We start from the raw sequence: 20,325 nt of genomic DNA on the forward strand, positions 1-20,325 counted from the left end.
GTCCTGCCGCCGCTTGCTGCGAGTGGAGTCGTCCATGCCGGTCTTCCGCGCCTCGAACTCGTCCATCGCCTGGCCCGAGGGCGCCGACCCGATCCCGGACGGGCCCACCGAGCGGCTCGGCGGGGGCGAGGCCGGACCGCCGCCGGCACCGCCGCGCCGCGGAGTCGTGCTGGCCGTCTCCCTCGCCATGCTGGCGCTGCTGGCGGCCGCGGCGTCGGGGCTGCTCGCCTGGCGGGCGCTGGACCGCGCCGAGCAGGCGTACGCGCGGCCGCTGCCCGCCGCCGTGCCCGCGCCCGTGGCCGAGGGCACGTACGGCGAGGAGATCCTCCGGATCCAGGCCGGCTGCACCGGCGTGACCTTCCTCGACCTGGACGAGCCGCGGGTCGACGCCGACGGCTCGATCAGCGATTTGCGCTACGACAGCCGCTGCGGCGACGAGCCACCGCAGGTCACTCTCGCCCCCGGAGCGGTCGGGGGCAGCGACGTCGGCGACGCGGACGTGGACGGTCCCGGGTGCGCCAAGGCGATCCGGACCAGCCCGCTGGGCGGCGGCGTCATCGTGCCCGTCCGCAAGGGGCTCGTCCTGTGCGTGCTCACCGGCACGGGAACGCCGCCGACCACCGGGGTGCGGCTGGTCCGGGTGGAGGTGACCGAGACGGTCGCGGACGGCCGGGCCACCGTACGGGCGACCTCCTGGCCCGCGGCCTGAGCGCCGGGCCACTCCTGACAGAATGGCGGGTGCGCCCCGTGAACCTGTGTGAGGAGACGTTTCCGTGATCCGTACCCATGACGCCGGCAGCCTGCGGGCCGACCACGCCGGCCAGTCGGTGACGCTCGCCGGGTGGGTGGCCCGCCGGCGCGACCACGGCGGCGTGATCTTCGTCGACCTCCGGGACGGCTCCGGCGTCGTGCAGGTCGTCTTCCGCGAGGAGGACGCGCACGCGCTGCGCAACGAGTTCTGCGTCAAGGTGACCGGCGAGGTCACCGCCCGCCCTGAGGGCAACGAGAACCCGGAGCTGGCCACCGGCGCGATCGAGGTCGTGGCGAGCGAGCTGGTCGTGCTCTCCGAGGCCGCGCCGCTGCCGCTGCCGGTCGACGACAACATCGAGGCCGGCGACGACCTGCGCCTCAAGTACCGCTACCTCGACCTGCGGCGCTCCGGCCCGGCCAAGGCGCTCAAGCTGCGCAGCCGGGCCAACCAGATCGCCCGCGAGGTGCTGCACGCCCGCGACTTCAACGAGATCGAGACGCCGACCCTCACCCGGTCCACTCCCGAGGGCGCCCGCGACTTCCTCGTTCCCGTGCGCCTGCAGCCCGGCACCTGGTACGCCCTCCCGCAGTCCCCGCAGCTGTTCAAGCAGCTCCTGATGGTCGCGGGCATGGAGCGCTACTACCAGATCGCCCGCTGCTACCGCGACGAGGACTTCCGCGCCGACCGGCAGCCCGAGTTCACCCAGCTCGACATCGAGATGTCCTTCGTCACCCAGGACGACATCATCGAGCTGGGCGAGGAGCTCGTCAGCAAGCTGTGGGGCGAGCTGGCCGGCTACACCGTGCCGACCCCGATCCCGCGGATCACCTGGCACGACGCGATGAACCGGTACGGCTCCGACAAGCCCGACCTGCGCTACGGCGTCGAGCTGACCGAGCTCACCGACTACCTGCGCGGCACCGAGTTCCGGGTGTTCGCCGGCGCCATCGACGCCGGCGGCTACGTGGGCGCGGTGGTCATGCCCGGCGGCGCCTCGCAGACCCGCAAGGAGCTGGACGGCTGGCAGGACTGGGCCAAGGCGCGCGGCGCCCGCGGCCTGGCCTACGTGGTCCTCGACGAGTCGACCGGGGAGCCGCGCGGCCCGGTCGCGAAGAACCTCTCCGCCGACCACCTGTCCGGTCTGGCCGACGTGGTCGGTGCCAAGCCCGGTGACGCGATCTTCTTCGCGGCGGCGACCGAGCGCCGGGAGGCACAGGAGCTGCTCGGCGCGGCCCGCATCGAGATCGCCAAGCGCGCCGGCCTGATCGACGAGTCGGCGTGGGCGTTCTGCTGGGTGGTCGACGCGCCCATGTTCGAGAAGACCGACGAGGGCGGCTGGACGGCCGTGCACCACCCGTTCACCTCGCCGAACGCGGAGTGGCTGGACCGCTTCGAGGAGGCGCCGGACCGCGCGCTGGCGTATGCGTACGACATCGTGGTCAACGGCAACGAGATCGGCGGCGGCAGCGTCCGTATCCACCAGGCGGACGTGCAGAGCCGGGTCTTCGCCCTGCTCGGCATCACGCCGGAGGAGGCCCAGGACAAGTTCGGCTTCCTGCTGGAGGCGTTCAAGTACGGCCCGCCGCCGCACGCCGGCATCGCGCTGGGCTGGGACCGCACCTGCATGCTGCTGTCCGGCAACGACTCCATCCGCGAGGTCATCGCCTTCCCGAAGACCCGCGGCGGCTTCGACCCGCTGACCGGCGCGCCCACCGCGATCACCGCCGACCAGCGCAAGGAGGCCGGGATCGACGCCAAGCCCAAGGCCGCCACGGCGACTCCGGGCACCGACGGACAGGCCGTACCGGTCGAACGCTCGAACTGATGCGCACGCTGGTCGTCGGCGCGAGCGGCCACCTCGGCGGCGAGGTGGCCCGGCTCGCGTCGGCGGCCGGCGACGACGTCACCGGCACGACGACAACCCCGGCAACGGGCTGGTCACCCTTGGACATCACCGACCGCGCCGCGGTCCACACCCTGATCTCATCGGTACGCCCAGAGCTGATCGTCAACACGGCATACCGGGCCGACAGCTGGACCACCTGCGCCGACGGGGCGGCGAACGTGGCCACGGCGGCGTCCACAGTGGGCGCCCGCCTCGTGCACGTCTCCACGGACGCGGTGCACGCGGGACGCCCCTCCCCGTACGGCGACGACGAACCCCCGACCCCGGTCTCCTTCTACGGGGCGGCCAAAGCAGCCGCAGAGACAGCCGTCAGGGCGATCGACCCGGACGCCGTCCTGGTCCGCACCTCCCTGATCGTCGGCGACGAGCGCAGCAAGCAGGTCCAGCTGGCCCTGGCCCTGGCCACCGGCCGCACCCGGGGCGCCCTCTTCACCGACGAGTACCGCTGCCCGATCGACGCGACGGACCTGGCCGCGGCGATCCTCGAGCTGGCCACCTCCGGCTACGCCGGCATCATCAACGTGGCAGGCCCCGAGCGGATGAGCCGCGCCGACCTGGGCCGCCTCGTGGCCGCAGCCCACAACGTGGACCCGGCAGCGGTCCCCACCTGCACCGCCGCCGAGGGCGGCCTGGGCCCCCGGCCGGCCAACGTGGTGCTCGACTCGTCCCGCGCCACCACGCTCCTCAGGACCCCGCTGCGCCCGGTCGCCGACGCGCTCTCGAAGAGCTGTGTGGACTGAGCGGAACGGACCATCGCCTTTTCGGCCACGGCCCCACCTGGATGGCCAGTCACGAACGGAGCTCTGCCGCCGCTGGTTGAGCGCGTACCGATTGCGGGTGCGGTGAAAGCCGTCATGATGGTTCGCATGCTGGCGGAACCCACCATCGTGGAGCGGCCCGAGCAGGTTTATGTCGGGCGGCGGGAGTCGATCACCATGACCGAGTTCGCCCGGGTCGCCGATCATCTACCGACGATGTTCGGGTGGCTGGGGGAGCGGGGGGTCACGCCCGTGGGGGCGCCCTTCTTCCGTTACCGGGTCATCGACATGTCGGCCGAGCTGGTGGTCGAGGCCGGGATTCCGGTGGCGGCGCCGATCGACGTGGCGGAGCCGATGTTCGTGGACGTGCTGCCGGCGGGGCGGTATGCGACCGTCACGCATGTCGGGCATCCCGACGAGCTCATGGGCGTCACCGCGCGCCTGCTCGACTGGGCGCAGCATCGGGGCCTCGAGTGGGACCGGACGCCGACGCCCGAGGGTGAGGTGTGGGGTGCGCGGCTGGAGGTGCTCATGACCGATCCGGCCCAGGAGCCCGACATGCACAAGTGGGAGACGGTGCTGCTGTTCAAGCTGGCCGGCTGATCAGGTCCGTGGCGTGGCGCCCGGCGACGAGCAGGGCCGGGTCGCCGGTGCCCGTCCAGGACTCGATCGCCGCGTCCGCGAACTTGATCGCGTGGGCGTCGGCCGAGCGGACCGCGGCGTCGATCACGGCGTCCGGGTCCGGCTCCTCGGTGTCCACCGGTACGGGCGCAGCCGTGCGCGGTGAGTAGGCCGCGGTGACCGCCGCGCTCGCCGCCCATGCCGCGGCCAGGCTCGCCGGGTGCAGCGCCGGTGGCAGCGCCGGAAGGGTTCGCAGGACGGCTGCGGGTGCCGTCGCGGCGTGGACGAGCATCACCGGGTTCCCGTACCCGTGGGTGGTGTGCCTGCGGACCGCGGCGGCGACGATCGCCGCGAGCCGGGGTGCCGGGTCGCCGTCGCCGGGCACCGCGCCGGCTGCCCGCGGCCAGTCCGGCAGGTGGGCGAGCTGGGCGAGCCGGTTGCGGATGCCGAACCGCTGATCGGGTACGCGGGGGACGGCGTCGAGTGCCGCCCGGGGGTCCGCGCGGCGGTACGGGCCCTGCCCGGCCGGGGCCAGCGGCTGCCAGCGGGCCGCCCAGTACGCCAGCCCGTCGCCCAGCTCGGCGACGCGCTCGGGCGTCTCCGCGTCGAGCAGGGTGCGGACGGCGTGGCCGACCCGGATCACCCCGTGGGTGGCGCCGGCGGCGATGCCGGGGAGCAGGCGCGGCCACCAGGTGGCGAGCACGTCGCGCCACGGTGCCAGCGCGGTCTCCCGCTCGAAGAACGTGAGCCAGTCGCCGGTGCGTACGGGGTCACCCAGCGGGTCGCGCCACTCCTGGGCCGGGATCGGTGCGACGCCGCGGGGCCGTTCCTCGAGCCGGGACCCGTAGCGGTCCAGCCAGCGGTGGACGGCGCCGGCCCGGTTCCGGCGGACGAGCGCCTCCGCCGCCATCGGGGCGTGGTTGGACAGCCAGCCGTCGCGTTCGGGGCCGGTGTGGTGCAGGCGCTGGAGGGCTTCGTCGAGGACCATGGCGGCACTCTGCGCCTTGAAGCTCAGTTGAGGTCAAGGCGTAGTCGCATCGCCGGGTCGTTCGTGCGGCGGAAGCCGAGGTCGGCGTACAGGGGTTCCCCGTCGCGGGAGGCCCGCAGGTCCACGGCGCGGATGCGGTGGGCCCTGAACCAGCCGATGAGGGCGGTCATGCAGGCCCGGGAGTAACCCCTCCGGCGGTACGCGGGGTCGGTCGCGACGTTGTACACGTACCCCCGCAGTCCGGTCGGGTCCCGCGGGTTCGGGAGCCGCTGGTCCACCGCGCCCACGACGCAGGCCGCGAGCCCGGGGCCGTCGGGGCGGTCGACGACGAAGGCGGCGAGCGTGCCGTCCGCCGCCGCGAGCTGTTTCTGGAGGATCGCGACGCCGGTGCGTTCCCATTCGCCGGAGGGTGCGGGGTCGTCGCCCATGGAGTCGATCATCACCTTGCGGAGGCGGATCAGTTCCGGCGCGTCCGCGGGCGCCGCCAGTCTCGCATCGATCATGACGCCCATGCTTGCACAGAAAGCTTGCACAATTTCTATGCACAAGTATTGTGCAAGGTATGGAGCAAAGGGAAGTGCACCTCGACGCCCGGCAGATCCGGGTGCTGGCCCATCCGTTGCGGTTCCGGCTGCTGGGCCGGCTGCGCCTGGACGGGCCGGCGACCGCCACGCGGCTGGCGCAGGCGCTCGGGACGAACACCGGGGCGACCAGCTACCACCTGCGGCAGCTCGCCGACGTCGGCCTGGTGCTGGAGGAGGAGCGGCCCGGCCGCGGCCGGGAACGCTGGTGGCGCTCGGCGCACGAGATGTCGAGCTGGCAGCGCGACGACTTCGCCGGCGACGCCGACGCCACCGCGGCGGCGGACTGGCTCGAAGGATCCCTGCTGCGCGGCTTCGTCGAACAGGTCCAGGCCTGGCACCGCACCCAGGGCGACGCGCCGCCGGAGTGGCGGGAGGCCGCCGAGTTCTCCGACTACTGGCTGCAGCTCTCCGCCGACCAGCTCAAGGCCCTCAACGCCGAGCTCGCCGAGGTCGTCGAGCGCTATCGCGGCGCGGGTCCGGGCCCGGACGCCCGGCAGATCATCTTCTACCTGTACGGCATGCCGAGAGTGGCCGAGTCGTGAGCGCGCTCACCCCCGCCCGCGTCCAGCGCCGGTTCCTGCTGCTGCTCGCGCTGCGCTGGCTGCCCGTGGGCCTGATGATCCCGGTGATCGTCCTGCTGCCCCTGGAACGCGGCCTGACTCTGGCCCAGTACGGTTCGGCCGCCGCCCTGCAGGGCATGACGGTCCTGCTGCTCGAGCTGCCGACCGGCGGCCTGTCCGACGCGATCGGCCGGCGGCCCGTGCTCCTGATCGCGAGCGTCGTCGACATCGTGGCGATGAGCCTGCTGACCGTCGCCCACTCGGTCGTGCTCTTCGTGCTCTTCTACCTCCTGCAGGGCGTCTACCGCGCCCTCGACAGTGGACCGCTCGAGGCCTGGTACGTGGACCAGACCCTCGCCGCCGACGAGCACGCCGACATCGAGACAGGGCTGAGCCGCAGCGGCGTGGTGATCGGCGTGGCCATCGCGGCCGGCGCCCTGCTCACCGGCGGCCTCGTCGCCCTCGGCCCGTTCGGACCGGTCAGCGCGCTCAGCTCACCGGTGTACGTGGCGCTCGGTCTGCAGGTCGTCTCGTTCGTCGCGGTGGCCGCGCTGATGGCCGAGCCGCGTACCCATCGGGGTGTCGCCGCGCTGACCGCCTCCGTCCGGGGCGTGCCGGCGGCGATCGGGGGCGCGCTCGGGCTCCTGCGCCGGTCGCGGATCGTCGTCGCGCTCATCGCCGTCGAGGTGTTCTGGGGCTTCGGCATGATCGCCTTCGAGAGCCTCACGCCCGTACGCCTGGCCGACGTGCTGGGCGACCCCGACCGGGCGTCGGCGCTGATGGGCCCGGTCGGCTCGGTCGCCTGGCTGGCGTCCGCGGCCGGCGCCGCCCTGGTCCCGGTTCTGGCCCGCCGCATCGGTGCTCCCTGGACCGGGTTCGCTCTGCGGATCCTGCAGGGTGTCACCGTCGCCGGGATGGCGCTGTTCGCCGGGCCGGTCGGGGTGGTCGCTGCGTTCCTGCTCTGCTACACGGTGCACGGCGCCTCCGACCCGGTGCACAGAGGACTGCTGCATCGGCAGGTGCAGGGGCCGTACCGGGCGAGCCTGGTCTCTCTGAACTCGATGGTCGCCCAGCCCGCGGCGTCCCTCGGCCTGATCGTGCTCACCGCCGTCGCCACCCGGGTGAGCCTGGTGGCGTCGCTGCTGCTCGGCGCCGCCGTGCTGGCCGCCGCGGCGCCGCTGTACCTGGTGGCCCGGCGGGCGGTGCCGGAGACCGTACCGTCCACACCGGCCGAGGTGGTCCCGGCGCCCTGACCGGGGGTTTGCGCGCGACCACCCCCGGGGTAACAGCACGCGCAAGTGCTCTCACCCCCCACTGGAGGCCCACCATGCTCGCGATCGCCGCGGCCGTCGTCTTCGGCATCTACCTGCTCCTCGACCTGCTCGACGTGAAGACCACGGACCTGTTCAACTTCCCGACGTTCGCCTCCCTCGGCCTGCTGCTGCTGTCGCTCTACCTGGCCGGCGTCGGCAGCGGCCCGCGCTCCGGCACCGGCAGCGGCCGACGCTTCTACGGCCGTCGGCCCGGACGCGGCTGACTTTCTGTTGTTGCCCGCGTACGCGGGGTCACGACCCGGCCCGCCCGCATTGGTGCATTTCCGGCACCGGAGGGCGGGCCGGTACTGTCGTTGCCGATGGAATTCGACGGACTCTTTCCCCTGACCGGGCCGGGTGGCGTGGGCACCGCGGCACCGGCCGGCGCGGAGTCCGGCTTCACCCGGCCCGCGGCCGACTCGCCGCTGCCCGTGCGCATGCGCCCGGCCACCCTCGACGAGCTCGTCGGCCAGCAGCACCTGCTGGCCCCCGGCGCGCCGCTGCGCCAGCTCGTCACCGGCACCACCCCGATGTCGGTGATCCTGTGGGGCCCGCCCGGCACCGGCAAGACCACGATCGCCCACCTGGTCGCCGCCGCCACCGATCGCAAGTTCGTCGCCATGTCCGCGCTGACGGCCGGCGTCAAGGACGTCCGCGCGGTCATCGACACGGCCCGCCGCGAACGTCGCGCCGGAGGACCCCCGACCGTCCTGTTCATCGACGAGGTGCACCGCTTCAGCAAGACCCAGCAGGACTCGCTGCTCGCCGCCGTCGAGGACCGCACCGTCACCCTGCTCGCCGCCACCACGGAGAACCCGTACTTCTCGGTCATCTCCCCGCTGCTGTCCCGCTGCGTGCTGCTCACCCTCCAGGCCCTCGACGAGAACGACGTCCGCCGCCTCATCCGCCGCGCGGTCACCGACGAGCGCGGCCTCGGCGGTGCCGTCACCCTCAGCGCGGAGGCCGAGGACCATCTCGTACGCCTGGCAGCAGGCGACGTCCGTAAGGCCCTGACGGCGCTGGAGGCCGCAGCCGGGTCCGCGGCGGCCCAGGGCGTCACCGAGATCGACCTGGCCACGGCGGAGAAGGCCGTCGACGTGGCCGCCGTCCGCTACGACCGCGACGGCGACGCCCACTACGACGTGACCAGCGCCTTCATCAAGAGCATGCGCGGCTCCGACCCGGACGCGGCCCTGCACTGGCTGGCCCGGATGCTGGTGGCCGGTGAGGACCCCCGCTTCATCGCCCGGCGCATCGTCATCTTCGCCAGCGAGGACGTCGGCATGGCGGACCCGCAGGCACTGCTTGTGGCGACGGCGGCCGCCCAGGCCGTGCAGTCGGTCGGCCTGCCCGAGGCCCAGCTCAACTTGGCCCAGGCGGTCGTACACCTGGCCACCGCCCCCAAGTCCAACAGCGTCACCACCGCGATCTCGGCCGCGATCGCCGACGTCCGCGCCGGCCGCGGCGGCGCCGTCCCCGCCCACCTGCGCGACGCCCACTACCCGGGATCGCGTGGCCTGGGTCACGGCAAGGGCTACCGCTATCCACATGACGACCCCAAGGGTGTTGTTAGGCAGCAGTACGTGCCGGATGATCTGATCGGCGCCGACTACTACACCCCGACCGACCACGGCGCCGAGCGAGCGGTGGCGGACCGCTTGCCCCGGCTGCGCAGAATCGTCCGGGGCACGGCACCCGCCACGAGCCCGCAGGCCCCGACGACCTCGCAGCAAGACGACAGCGGCGCCGCCGCCGGAGAGGACCAGCCGTGAGCAGGCGCGGTGCCGAAAGGCCCGACGACTACGACGACCGCAGCGAACAGACCGGCCGCGGCCGCCGGCTGTTCGGTCGCGGCCGCCCGGAGCCGGTCGAGCCCGAAGAGGTACCCCGCGAGGAGACCGGCTGGCTCGACGACCTGCGCACGGCCAAGGAACAGGGCGGCGCCATCGGCCCCGGCGCGGCCCCGGGCGAGGCCCGCACCAGCAAGAGCGGCCGGCGCGCCCCGGGCCCGGACGACGCACCCGACGCAGACCCGTTCCCACCCCTGCCGGCGTCCGCCCCGCCCGCCCCGGGCCCACCTCCGCCTGCGCGCGGTGGCGGTCCTGCTTCGGGTGCGCGCGGTGGCGGTCCTGATTCGGCTGCTCACGGGGGTGTTCCCGCCTCGGCGCCGCGGTCGCCCGCTCGTCCGCCGTTCGCCGGGGGGCCGGCTGCGCCGTCCGGCCGCCGGGCCGCCCCCGAGCCGGACGCGGCCGATCCCGGTCACGGACGTCGCCACATCGCCCCGGGTTACGACCGTGGCCCGTCCGGCTCGTTCCCGGCCCTGGGTTCGCCCTCCGGCGGTCACCCGTCGATCGGCGGTCCGTCCGGCGGGCATCCCGTCGTCGGGCATCCCTCCGGTGGTTACCCACCCGTGCGTCCCGCGTCCGGCGTGCCGGCCTCCGGCAACGCGCCCGAGGTTCCGGCATCGCGCCCCGTCTCTCCGGGCAGGCCCCCGCAGGGTGGGTTGCCCGGCCGGCCCGTCTCGCCCACCGGGCGTCCCGTGTCACCGCCGGGACGTCCCGTGTCGCCCACCGGACGTCCGGTGTCTCCGTCCGGCCGCGGCGCCCGGCATCAGCAGCCGGAGGCGTCCGGGCACGGCTACCCCGAACAGGCCGGTCCGGGCAGCCCCGCAGGGCCTGGCCGCCCGGGGCCGGGGCAGCCACGCCACGGCGGTCCGGCACCCTCGGGTCCGGGCGCTGCCGGGGCCGCGCGGCACGGCAGCCATGCCGTGCCCGACCGGGACGCCGGCTACGCCGCGCCGGGCGGCCACGCCGCTTCCGACCGCGTGGGCGGTCACGCCGCGCCTGATCAGGCGGGCGGTCACGCTGCGCCTGACCGGGTGGGCGGTCACGCCGCGCCGGACCGTGCCGGGCATGCGGCTCAGGACCGGTCCGCTGGTCAGGCCGTACCCGATCCCGGTGCGGCCGAGCGCACGGGCGCCTTCCCGCGCGGCGGTCGCCGGAGCGCGCCGGACGAACGAGGCCGGCCCGGGTTCGCTCCCGGCGCACCGGCCGGCCGTCACGAAGGCGGCGGCGCCGCACGCCCGAGCAGCGGTGCCGCCCGGCCCGTCTCCGCCGTACCCGGCGCGGACGGACAATCCTTCGGCGCCCGCAACACAGCCGCCTCCGCCCGCGTGCGCCCGGGCAACCCGCCGGTCGAGCAGGGCGGCCGCCACGGTCGCCCCGACCCCGACGAGCCCTCCGGCCCGATCGGCCGCGGCACCGGAGCGATCCGGCCCGCCGGGCAACGCGGCCCGGACGCCGGAAACATGCCCACCGGCAGGCGCGGACGTGGCGCCCCGGACGGCGGTCCGACCGGGCCGGCCCAACCGGCCCGCGCATCGGCGTCCGTGGTCCCGCCGGTGGTACCGGGCCGGGAAGGCGTCCGAACCCCTCCGGTGCCCGGCCGTGCGGGAGCCATGGCGGGCAGCACATCCGGCGTCATCGGCACCACGGGGCAGATCGCACAGTCCGGAGGCCGCCCGCCGGGTGCGCCGACCCGGGGCACCGGCCGGGTGCCGCGCCCCGGCCAGCCGGGTCGTGCCGCCCCCGCCCAGCAGCCGCCCGGTCAGCAGCGTCCGGGTGCCGCCCAGCCGGGTGGCGCTCCCGGTCAGCAGCCTCCGGGTGCCGCCCAGCCGGGTCGTGCTCCCGGCCAGCAGCATCTCGGTCAGCAGCCGCCCGGTCAGTCTCGGGCGGGCGTCGCGCGGCCGGGTCGTGCCACTCCCGGCCCGCAGCCGCCCGGCCAGCCCGTTCCGGGTGTCGTTCCGCCAGGACCGGGTGCAGCTCCCGGCCGCGCCGGCGCACCCGGACGCCCGTCCGCGCCGCAGGGCCGGGCGGCTTCGGCTCCGGTCCGCCCGCCGGCAGCTCCCGACGGCACGGGTCCGGTGCCGCACGGCACGGGCCCGATTCCGCGCGGTCCGGGAGTCGACGGCACGGGCCCGATTCCGCGCGGTCCCGGAGTCGACGGCACGGGCCCGATCCCGTCCGGCACGGGTCCGATCCCGCGCCGCGCCGGATCAGGTCCGGGCTTCGCCGCCGGCGCTCCGCGCCCGGTCTCGGGCGCCCCCGCTCCGGTCTCGGGCGCTCCACGACCGGTCTCCGGTGGCCCGGTCGCGGGTGGCCCGCGCCCCGTATCGGGAGGTGCGAACCCGACCCTGGGCGCGCCCGGCCCGGCCTCCGGCGGCGCACGCCCGGCCTCCGGCAGCGCGAGCCCGACCTCCGGTGGTGTTCGTCCGACGTCGGGTGCGCCATATCCGTCTACGGGCCAGGCCCGTCCCACCTCGGGTGCTCCGTACCCGACCTCGGGTGGCGTTCGCCCGACGTCCGGGGCGCCATATCCCACTGCGGGGGGCGTCCGTCCCACGTCGGGTGCTCCGTACCCGTCCGGGGGTGGCATCCGTCCCACCTCGGGTGCTCCGCGCCCGGTCTCCGGTGCGCCGAGTGCGGGCCCAGCCGTGCCCGGCGCGGGACCGATGAGCGGGGGCGTTCCCGCCGCGGGTGACCTTCCGAGCCGGGCAGCCGCCGCCGTGCCGCCTGTGCGTGCCGCCGCGAACGTGCCGCCGGGCCGGGCCACCGCCCAGGTTTCCTCGGCGGTCGCCGTGCCGGGCCGGGCCACCGCCCAGGTTTCCTCGGCGGTCGCCGTGCCGGGCCAGGGCACCGCCCGGGTTCCCGGTCAGGAGCCGGCCGACGTCCCCGGCGACGAGCCGTCCGGGCGGGTCACCGGCGCCGTTCGTGCCGCGGCCGCCGCGCGTGTGTCCGTACCGTCGAACGATGATGACCACGACGCGCCCGGCAGCGAAGGTGGTCCGCTGGGTGGTCTTCGGGGTGCCCGGTCGGAGCTGCGCCGGCAGATGCGGGCCAAGCGGCGCCTCCGCGTCCTGACGCTGGTCTCGCTGAGTGTGCTCGTGCTCGGTCTGCTGCCGCTGATCTTCGGGATCCGGTCGGCCACCCGCGACCCGGTCTTCAACTCCCTGGACGCGCTCGATGTGCCTGCGTGGGCCGGCAAGGACGCCGACGACCGGATCAGCGGGAGCCGGTGGTGCTTCTTCGACTGCCGGTTCCGGGAGCGGGAGGCCCAGTCCGAGCGGCCGTTCGAGGAGACCAACCAGGCCTATTCGGCCGCGTTGCGGTCCGCCGGGTGGACGGTACGCGGCGGGCAGTGCACCGACCAGCCGGGCACCGGGGGCAAGTACACCTGCTGGACGCGGGACGAGTTCACTCTGGACCTGTGGGTACGCCAGCCGGAGTGCGCCGTGGACGCCGTCGCCGCGCAGGATCCGGCGACGCTGCCGTCCGCCGGGCCGGACGGGACCGTGCCCACCGCCGATCCCGCGAAGTGTGTCGGGTCGACCGTCACGATCAAGGTGCAGAACGCCGTGATGGACGAGCGGGGCAAGCCGCAGCCCGCCGTCGACCCCTCGCTGATCGGCGAGACGCCGGACCCCGTGCTGACGAATGATCCCCTGCTGGAGCCGACACCCTCGGCGTCGTGACGCGGACCGCAGTGACGGACGGTAGGGTCTGCACGTTGTCACGCTTAGCGGCCCGTCGGTAGAGGAGACGCGTGTAATGAACGCCGGAGAAATCGCAGGCCTGATCGCGGCGGGCGCGTTCCTGATGCTCGTGGTCGTGCTGGCCTTCCCGATTCTGAAGTTGCGGCACACCGTGGACGCGGCGACGCAGGCCATCAACGACCTGAACGACCGCACCGGGCCGCTGCTCAGCGGCGTCACCGAGACGGTGGAGAACGTGAACACGGCGCTCGGTCAGGTGCAGGTCTCTTTGGACGGTGTCAACGTCCAGCTCGCGAAGATCGACACGATGACCGAGCACGCTCAGAACGTCACGGCGAACGTCGCCAACCTGGCCACCGTCGTGTCCGCCGCCGCCGCCAACCCGCTGGTCAAGGTGGCCTCGTTCGGGTACGGGCTGCGCAAGGCCGCCGCCGCCCGCCGGCACGCCGAGGAGGAGCGCGACGTCCGCGCCAGCCTCAAGCAGCGGCGCAAGGCGGCCCGCGCGGCCCGCTGACGCCTGGAGCGCGTACGAAAAGCCGAAGAACCGGAGAGAAGACTCATGAAGCGGTTGCTCTGGCTGGGCGTGGGCCTGGCCGTCGGCGCCATCGTCGTCCGCAAGGTCACCCGGAAGGCCAACGAGTTCACCCCGTCCGGCATCGCCACGTCGCTGTCGGAATCGGCTGGCGGTCTCGTCGAGTCGCTGCGTAGCTTCGTGGAAGACGTGCGCGAGGGTATGGCCGAGCGCGAGCGGGAGATCCACGCGGCCTTCGCCGCTGGGGAGCTCTACGAGGACAAGTTCGCCGAGCTGCGGGACGACGCGCAGGGCGGTTCACACGGGCGGCACGCCCAGGAGGGTCAGCGATGAAGACGGCGGAGATCAAGCGGCGCTATCTGGCGCATTTCGAGGCCAACGGGCACACGGTCGTGCCGAGTGCCCCGCTGCCCGCCATCGACGACCCGAACCTGCTGTTCATCAACGCCGGCATGGTCCAGTTCGTGCCGTTCTTCCTGGGCCAGCGCACCCCGCCGTACCAGCGGGCGGTCAGCGTGCAGAAGTGCATCCGCACGCCGGACATCGACGAGGTCGGCAAGACGTCGCGGCACGGCACGTTCTTCCAGATGAACGGCAACTTCTCGTTCGGCGACTACTTCAAGGCGGGGGCCATCCCGCTGGCGTGGGAGCTGTCCACCAAACCGGTCGAGCAGGGTGGCTTCGGCCTGGACCCGGAGCGGATCTGGGCGACCGTCTACCTCGACGACGACGAGGCCATCGACATCTGGCGGCAGACGGGCATGCCCGCCGACCGGATCGTGCGCCGCGGCAAGAAGGACAACTTCTGGTCGATGGGCATCCCCGGCCCGGCCGGTCCGTGCTCCGAGCTCTACTACGACCGCGGTCCGGCGTACGGGCAGGAGGGCGGTCCGGAGGTCGACGAGGACCGGTACCTGGAGTTCTGGAACCTGGTCTTCATGCAGTACGAGATCGCCGACGTGAAGAGCAAGGAAGAGTTCCGGATCGTCGGGGACCTGCCCAAGCAGAACATCGACACCGGCATGGGCCTGGAGCGCATCGCGTCGATCCTGCAGGGCGTCGACAACCTGTACGAGATCGACGAGGTGCGGCCGATCCTGGCGCGGGCGGCGGACCTGACCGGCAAGCAGTACGGCGTGCACTCGGGCCACGCGGCCAACCAGTCGCACCCCGACGACGTGCGGTTGCGCGTGATCGCCGACCACGTCCGCACGTCGCTCATGCTCATCGCCGACGGTGTGACGCCGTCCAACGAGGGGCGCGGCTACGTGCTGCGCCGCATCATGCGCCGGGCGATCCGGGCGATGCGGCTGCTGGGCTGGCAGGCTCCGGCGCTGCCCGAGCTGCTGCCGGTGGCGCGCGACTGCATGTCCCCGTCGTACCCGGAGGTCGCGGAGGAGTTCGAGCGGATCTCCTCGTACGCGTACGCGGAGGAGGACGCGTTCCTGTCCACGCTGCGCGCGGGCACCACGATCCTCGACACGGCGATCACCGACACGAAGTCCAAGGGCGGCCGGGCGCTCTCCGGTGACAAGGCGTTCCAGCTGCACGACACGTACGGCTTCCCGATCGACCTGACCCTGGAGATCGCGGCCGAGCAGGGCCTCAGCGTGGACCAGGAGGGCTTCCGCCGGCTGATGGCGGACCAGCGGTCCCGCGCGAAGGCGGACGCGGCCGCGCGCAAGACGGGGCACGCGGACCTCTCGTCGTACCGTTCGGTGCTGGACGCGGGCGGCCCGGTCGAGTTCACCGGCTACGCGGAGGTCTCGCGGGAGTCGCGGGTGCGGGCGCTGCTGGGCAGCGGCGGCGCGCGCGTCGAGGCGGCCGGCGAGGGCGACTACGTCGAGCTGGTCCTCGACAGCACCCCGTTCTACGCCGAGGGCGGTGGCCAGCAGGCGGACACCGGACTGATCAACGTCGGCGGCGGCCAGGTCGAGGTCGTGGACGTGCAGCAGCCGATCCCGGGTCTGATCGTGCACAAGGCCAGGGTGCTCCGGGGCGAAGTTCGTTCGGGTGAGGCCGGCTTCGCCGAGATCGACGTGACGCGGCGCAAGGCGATCTCGCGGTCGCACACCGCGACGCACCTGATCCACCAGACGATGCGGGCGTTCCTCGGCGAGTCGGCGACCCAGGCGGGCTCGCTGAACGCGCCGGGCCGGCTGCGCTTCGACTTCAACACCCCGGGCGCGGTGCCGGGCAGCGTGCTGCACGACGTCGAGCAGCAGGTCAACGAGGTGCTGCTGCGGGACCTCGAAGTGCATGCCTTCATCACCTCGCAGGAGGAAGCGCGCCGGCTCGGCGCGATGGCCCTGTTCGGGGAGAAGTACGGCGATGAGGTCCGAGTGGTTGAAGTCGGCGACTACGCGCGTGAACTCTGTGGCGGCACGCACGTCGCCCGCTCGGGCCAGCTGGGCCTGGTGAAGATCCTCACCGAGTCCTCGATCGGCTCGGGCGTACGCCGGGTCGAGGCGCTCGTCGGCATCGACGCGTTCGGGTTCCTCGCCAAGGAGCACCTGCTGGTCACCCGCCTCGCGGAGCTGTTCCGGGTGCCGGGCGACCAGGTCGCGGAGCGGGTCGAGCAGACCGTCACCGCGCTGCGCGACGCGGAGAAGGAGCTCGAGAAGATGCGCGCGCAGATGGTGCTCGGTGGGGCTGGTGCGCTGGCCGCGCAGGCGAGGGATCTGCGGGGTGTGGCGTTCGTGGGCACCGAAGCACCCGAGGGCGCCGCGACCAACGATGTGCGTACCCTTGCGCAGGAGATCCGCGGCAAGATCGACGGTGGTCGACCCGCGGTGGTCGCGGTGGCGGCCCGGTCGAACGGCAAGGCGTCACTGATCGTAGCGGTCAACGCGACGGCGAAGAGTCGCGGCCTGTCCGCGGCGGATCTGGTGAAGGGTGCCCTGTCGGGCCGGGGCGGCGGTAACGCCGACCTCGCGCAGGGCGGCGGAGTGCCCGCTGACCAGGTCCCGGCGCTGCTGGCGGCGGTGGAGAAGGCGGTCGGCGAGGCTGCCTGAGAGGAAGGGCGGCCCGATGAACGCACTGCCGCGGGGTAGGCGGCTGGGCGTCGATGTGGGTAAGGTGCGCGTCGGGGTTGCACTGTGTGACCCCGACGGGATCCTGGCCACCCCCCTGGTCACGGTGCCCCGTGACATGGCGGCGGCGCCCGGCGCCGTCCCCGGCGACATTGCCGAGCTCGTCCGCCTCGTGGGGGAGCACGAGGTGGTGCAGATCGTGGTCGGTCTCCCCGTGCGCCTCAATGGTGCCGAGGGGGATGCCGCCATCGACATTCGTGCGTACGCTGAGCGGCTGGAACGGGCGGTCGGGCCGGTACCGGTCGTGCTGGCGGACGAGAGGATGTCGACCGTGGTCGCAACCCGTAGGCTTGCCGAGCGAGGAGTCCGGGGCAAGCGACAACGGGCGGTCGTCGACCAGGCGGCCGCGGTGGAGATCCTGCAGAGCTGGCTGGACGCACAGCGGAGGCAGACGAGATGATCGACGAGCTGGACCTGGCGTTCGACGAACAGATCGAACGCGGCAAACCCCGCCACCGGCGGGGAGCCCGCGGTGCCAAGGGCGGCAAGGGTAAGTCCGCCGTCGCGTTCCTCATGGTGTTCATCCTGCTCGGCGTCCTGGGCGTCGGCGGATATCTCGGCTACGAGAAGGTCAAGGGCTTCTTCACGGCAGCCGACTACGACGGTTCGGGCTCGGACCCGGTCGAGGTGTCGCTCAGTGAAGGATCGCTGACGGAGATCGGCAACACGCTGGTCGACGCGGACGTCGTGAAGAGCACCGCCGCGTTCACGAAGGCGGCCGAGGAGAATCCGCGCGGCAAGAACATCCAGCCGGGCACGTACAACCTGCGCAAGCAGATGTCGGCCAAGGACGCGGTCGCGCTGCTGCTGGACCCGAAGGCCCGGGTGAACAAGGGCATCACCATTCCCGAGGGCAAGACCGCGCTCGAGATCTACGCGATCCTGTCGCAGAAGACCGGCGTACCGGTCAAGGATTTCGAAACCGCCGCCAAGAACCCGAAAGCGCTCGGCGTACCCGATTTCTGGTTCAACCGGCGCGACGACAAGAAGGCCTCGGGAACCATCGAGGGCTTCCTGTTCCCGGACACCTACGAGTTCAAGCCCAAGGCGACCGCCGAGGACATGCTGCGCGTCATGGTCGGCAAGTTCATCGCCACGACGACGGACATGGACTTCGTGAAATCGGTCGAGCAGAACCTGTCGGTCTCGCCGTACGAGGCCTTGATCGTGGCGTCGTTGTCGCAGGCCGAGGCCGGCATCGCGGCGGATCTGCCCAAGGTGTCCCGGGTCGCTTACAACCGGGCGTACAAGAAGAAGATGCCGTTGCAGTTCGACGTGACGACGAACTATTGGCTGCAGCTTCAGAACAAGGGCAAGAAGCATTCCGGCAAGATGACCGACGCCGAGCTGCAGGACCCGAGGAACCCGTACACCACGGAGCTGAAGGTCGGCCTTCCGCTGGGTCCCATCAACAACCCCGGCAAGGCCGCGCTGGAGGGTGCGCAGAAGCCGGCGACCGGCGACTGGCTGTTCTTCGTCGCCGTCGACAAGACCGGCAAGTCGGCGTTCGCGGTCACCAACGCGGAGCACGACGCGAACATTCAGAAGGCGTGCAAGAACGGCATTCCGCTCTGCTGATCGGCGCGATCGGTGGCGCCCGTACGCTATGACGCATGACCGTCCACCGCCGCGCCGCTGTTTGCGGGAAGCCGATCGAGCATTCGCTGTCGCCGGTTGTTCACGCCGCCGGTTTCGCCGCCGTGGGACTGCTCGACTGGACCTATACCGCCATCGAATGCGGTGAGGATGAGCTGCCCGGCCTGGTGGCGGGCCTCGGCCCGGAATGGGCCGGCCTGTCGCTGACCATGCCGCTCAAGGAGGCGGCTCTGACGCTGGCCGCGGAGGCGTCGCCCGTCGCGGTCGCGACCGGCGCGGCCAACACTCTGGTACGGCGGGACGACGGCACCTGGTTCGCGGACAACACCGACGTGCCGGGCATGGTCCGGGTGCTCAGCGACGCCGGTCTGCGGTCCGCGCCCTCGGTCACCGTGCTGGGCGGCGGTGGCACCGCACGGGCGGCGCTGGCCGCCGCCGCTTCGCTCGGTGCTGCGGCGGTGACCGTGGTGACCCGCCGGCCCGAGGCGCGCGATGAGCTTGCCCCTGCCGCCGAAGCGCTCGGGCTGTCCATCGCGGGGGTCGACTGGGCCGACGCGGCCTCCGTGTTCGACGCCGACGCCGTCGTCTCCACCGTGCCGAAAGGCGCCGCGGACAGCCTCGCGCTTCAGGTCTCCTGGCGGCCGGACACGGTGTTGTTCGACGCCATCTACGATCCGTGGCCGACGCCGCTGGCCGCCTCGGCGGCCGCGCACGGCGTCCGTGTGGTGTCCGGCCTGGATCTGCTCCTGGCCCAGGCGCTGGGGCAGTTCGAGCAGTTCACGGGCATCGCGCCGGCCCCGGAGAACGCTATGCGAGAGGCTCTGGCTGCCGCCGCCGGCGTGAAGTGAGCAGCAGCACCGCCAGCAGCGCGACGACGGCGCACGCGAGGATCGCGACGCCCATCGGCACGCCCTTGCCGGGGTCGCCGAAGCCCACCAGGGGTGTGGCGAGCGCCGCCACCACCGCCTGGATGCCGCCCATCAGCGCCGCCGCCGTGCCGGCTCGTTCCGGGTGCCGGTCGAGCGCGAGGGCGGTCGCGTTGGGCGTGACCATGCCGATGGTTCCCACCAGCACGAACAGGCCGGCGATGAGGCCCGGGAGGCTGCCCGCGGTGGCGGCCGCGAGCACCACACCACCGGCGAGTGCCTGGGCGGCCAGCGTCGCCAGCAGGAGCCGCCGGGGTGCGACGCGGTCGAGGAGCCTGCTGTTCGCCTGGCTCAGCACGATGAGTCCGCACGCGTTGACCCCGAACACGATGCTGTAGACCGTGGAGGACATGCCGTACCCGTCCTGGAGCACGAACGACGAGCCGGAGATGTAGGCGAACAGGGCGGCGAAGGCGAAGGACTGGGCCAGGGTGTAGCCGGCGTACGCGCGGTCGGTGGCCAGGACGCGGGCGGTGCGGGCGATGTCGCGCAGGCTGCCGGGGCTGCGCTTGTCCGTCGGCAGGGTTTCCGGGATCCGCCACGCGAGCAGGGCGGTCAGCAGGGCCGCGATGACGCCCAGCGCGACGAAGATGCCGTGCCAGGACGTCACCTTCAGCACGGCGCTGCCCAGGCTCGGTGCCGCGATCGGCGCCACGCCGAAGATCAACGTGAGGCGGGAGAAGAACTTGGCGGCCGCCACTCCGGCGTACAGGTCGCGGACGACGGCCCGGGCCACGACGACTCCCGCGCCGCCGGCGAAGCCCTGCAGCAGCCGGACCGCCGCCAGCAGCGGCGCGCTCGGGGCCAGGGCACAGAGCACGGACAGGATCGCGTACGCGCCCACGCCGACGAGCATCGGCCGGCGCCGCCCCCACCGGTCGGTGAGCGGCCCGCAGACCAGCTGCCCGAGGGCCAGCCCGATCAGGCACGTGGTGAGCGACAGCTGCACCTCCGCGGCCGGCACACCGAGGTCGTCGGCCACCGCGGGGAACGCCGGCAAATACATGTCCAGCGACAGCGGCCCGACGGCGGTGACGAGGCCGAGCATGACCACCAGCAGCGGGCCCGGCGCCGTTGCGGTGGCAGTGGCGGTGGGCGGGGCGGACACCCGAGGACCATACCGGCTGGCGGGACGGCGGTGGCCTGG

The 20,325-nt window shown here is 73.2% G+C and carries 19 protein-coding genes; 15 read left to right on the forward strand and 4 right to left on the reverse strand.

Annotation, left to right across the window (positions count from 1 at the left end; genetic code table 11):
• Positions 1-34 precede the first annotated feature (34 nt).
• The 4 genes from AB0J80_RS16735 to AB0J80_RS16750 all read left to right on the forward strand — a co-directional run bounded on the left by AB0J80_RS16735 (position 35) and on the right by AB0J80_RS16750 (position 4,018).
• Positions 35-709, forward strand: a complete 675-nt coding sequence (locus AB0J80_RS16735) for a hypothetical protein (RefSeq protein ID WP_364705456.1) — start codon at positions 35-37, stop codon at positions 707-709.
• A gap of 64 nt (positions 710-773) precedes the next feature.
• A complete protein-coding gene (gene aspS / locus AB0J80_RS16740) occupies positions 774-2,576 on the forward strand; it encodes an aspartate--tRNA ligase (protein WP_364705457.1) in 1,803 nt (600 codons plus the stop codon).
• Positions 2,576-3,397: a sugar nucleotide-binding protein gene (locus tag AB0J80_RS16745; protein ID WP_364705458.1), complete on the forward strand. Its 822-nt coding sequence runs from the start codon at positions 2,576-2,578 to the stop codon at positions 3,395-3,397. The genes aspS and AB0J80_RS16745 overlap by 1 nt, the downstream gene beginning before the upstream one ends.
• A 126-nt stretch (positions 3,398-3,523) precedes the next feature.
• Entirely contained in the window at positions 3,524-4,018 is a 495-nt protein-coding gene (locus AB0J80_RS16750; protein ID WP_364705460.1) for a GyrI-like domain-containing protein, read from the forward strand.
• Here AB0J80_RS16750 and AB0J80_RS16755 read toward each other — a convergent pair.
• Both AB0J80_RS16755 and AB0J80_RS16760 read right to left on the reverse strand, forming a co-directional pair.
• The gene (locus AB0J80_RS16755; RefSeq protein ID WP_364705461.1) at positions 4,002-5,024 is read right to left on the reverse strand and encodes a hypothetical protein; all 1,023 of its coding nucleotides are present in this window, start codon (positions 5,022-5,024) and stop codon (positions 4,002-4,004) included. The two genes, AB0J80_RS16750 and AB0J80_RS16755, sit on opposite strands and share 17 nt — an antisense overlap.
• A gap of 23 nt (positions 5,025-5,047) precedes the next feature.
• Positions 5,048-5,527, reverse strand: a complete 480-nt coding sequence (locus AB0J80_RS16760) for a GNAT family N-acetyltransferase (protein WP_364705463.1) — start codon at positions 5,525-5,527, stop codon at positions 5,048-5,050.
• A 59-nt stretch (positions 5,528-5,586) separates the two neighbouring features.
• Here AB0J80_RS16760 and AB0J80_RS16765 point away from each other — a divergent pair, with 59 nt between their 5' ends.
• The 4 genes from AB0J80_RS16765 to AB0J80_RS16780 all read left to right on the forward strand — a co-directional run bounded on the left by AB0J80_RS16765 (position 5,587) and on the right by AB0J80_RS16780 (position 9,253).
• Positions 5,587-6,150, forward strand: a complete 564-nt coding sequence (locus AB0J80_RS16765) for a helix-turn-helix domain-containing protein (protein ID WP_364705464.1) — start codon at positions 5,587-5,589, stop codon at positions 6,148-6,150.
• Positions 6,147-7,421 carry an MFS transporter gene (locus AB0J80_RS16770; RefSeq protein WP_364705465.1) on the forward strand — a complete coding sequence of 425 codons (1,275 nt, stop codon included), beginning with the start codon at positions 6,147-6,149 and terminating at the stop codon, positions 7,419-7,421. The genes AB0J80_RS16765 and AB0J80_RS16770 overlap by 4 nt, the downstream gene beginning before the upstream one ends.
• 74 nt (positions 7,422-7,495) lie before the next feature.
• Positions 7,496-7,705, forward strand: coding sequence for a hypothetical protein (locus AB0J80_RS16775; protein ID WP_364705467.1), 210 nt, complete (start codon positions 7,496-7,498; stop codon positions 7,703-7,705).
• Positions 7,706-7,801: 96 nt separating this feature from the next.
• Positions 7,802-9,253, forward strand: coding sequence for a replication-associated recombination protein A (locus tag AB0J80_RS16780; protein ID WP_364705468.1), 1,452 nt, complete (start codon positions 7,802-7,804; stop codon positions 9,251-9,253).
• A gap of 770 nt (positions 9,254-10,023) precedes the next feature.
• Here AB0J80_RS16780 and AB0J80_RS16785 read toward each other — a convergent pair.
• Complete coding sequence (locus AB0J80_RS16785; protein WP_364705469.1) at positions 10,024-11,412, reverse strand: hypothetical protein; 1,389 nt, start codon at positions 11,410-11,412, stop codon at positions 10,024-10,026.
• A 633-nt stretch (positions 11,413-12,045) separates the two neighbouring features.
• Here AB0J80_RS16785 and AB0J80_RS16790 point away from each other — a divergent pair.
• From AB0J80_RS16790 to AB0J80_RS16820, 7 genes are all read left to right on the forward strand, one after another.
• Positions 12,046-13,011 (forward strand): hypothetical protein, encoded by a 966-nt coding sequence (locus AB0J80_RS16790; RefSeq protein ID WP_364705470.1) that lies wholly within the window; start codon positions 12,046-12,048, stop codon positions 13,009-13,011.
• Positions 13,012-13,087: 76 nt separating this feature from the next.
• Positions 13,088-13,546 carry a DUF948 domain-containing protein gene (locus AB0J80_RS16795; RefSeq protein WP_364705472.1) on the forward strand — a complete coding sequence of 153 codons (459 nt, stop codon included), beginning with the start codon at positions 13,088-13,090 and terminating at the stop codon, positions 13,544-13,546.
• A 45-nt stretch (positions 13,547-13,591) separates the two neighbouring features.
• A complete protein-coding gene (locus AB0J80_RS16800) occupies positions 13,592-13,897 on the forward strand; it encodes a hypothetical protein (protein WP_364705474.1) in 306 nt (101 codons plus the stop codon).
• Positions 13,894-16,578, forward strand: coding sequence for an alanine--tRNA ligase (alaS, locus tag AB0J80_RS16805; protein ID WP_364705476.1), 2,685 nt, complete (start codon positions 13,894-13,896; stop codon positions 16,576-16,578). Before AB0J80_RS16800 ends, alaS begins: the two co-directional genes overlap by 4 nt.
• Before the next feature lie 16 nt (positions 16,579-16,594).
• Complete coding sequence (ruvX, locus tag AB0J80_RS16810; protein WP_364705477.1) at positions 16,595-17,056, forward strand: Holliday junction resolvase RuvX; 462 nt, start codon at positions 16,595-16,597, stop codon at positions 17,054-17,056.
• Complete coding sequence (mltG, locus tag AB0J80_RS16815; protein WP_364705479.1) at positions 17,053-18,234, forward strand: endolytic transglycosylase MltG; 1,182 nt, start codon at positions 17,053-17,055, stop codon at positions 18,232-18,234. Before ruvX ends, mltG begins: the two co-directional genes overlap by 4 nt.
• Before the next feature lie 35 nt (positions 18,235-18,269).
• Positions 18,270-19,100, forward strand: a complete 831-nt coding sequence (locus tag AB0J80_RS16820) for a shikimate dehydrogenase (RefSeq protein WP_364705481.1) — start codon at positions 18,270-18,272, stop codon at positions 19,098-19,100.
• On the opposite strand, the gene AB0J80_RS16825 is transcribed toward AB0J80_RS16820, so the two are convergent.
• Positions 19,060-20,286 carry a multidrug effflux MFS transporter gene (locus tag AB0J80_RS16825; RefSeq protein WP_364705483.1) on the reverse strand — a complete coding sequence of 409 codons (1,227 nt, stop codon included), beginning with the start codon at positions 20,284-20,286 and terminating at the stop codon, positions 19,060-19,062. The genes AB0J80_RS16820 and AB0J80_RS16825 overlap by 41 nt on opposite strands.
• Positions 20,287-20,325 lie beyond the last annotated feature (39 nt).

The sequence above is a fragment of the Actinoplanes sp. NPDC049548 genome (assembly GCF_040676695.1).
GTDB lineage: Bacteria > Actinomycetota > Actinomycetes > Mycobacteriales > Micromonosporaceae > Actinoplanes.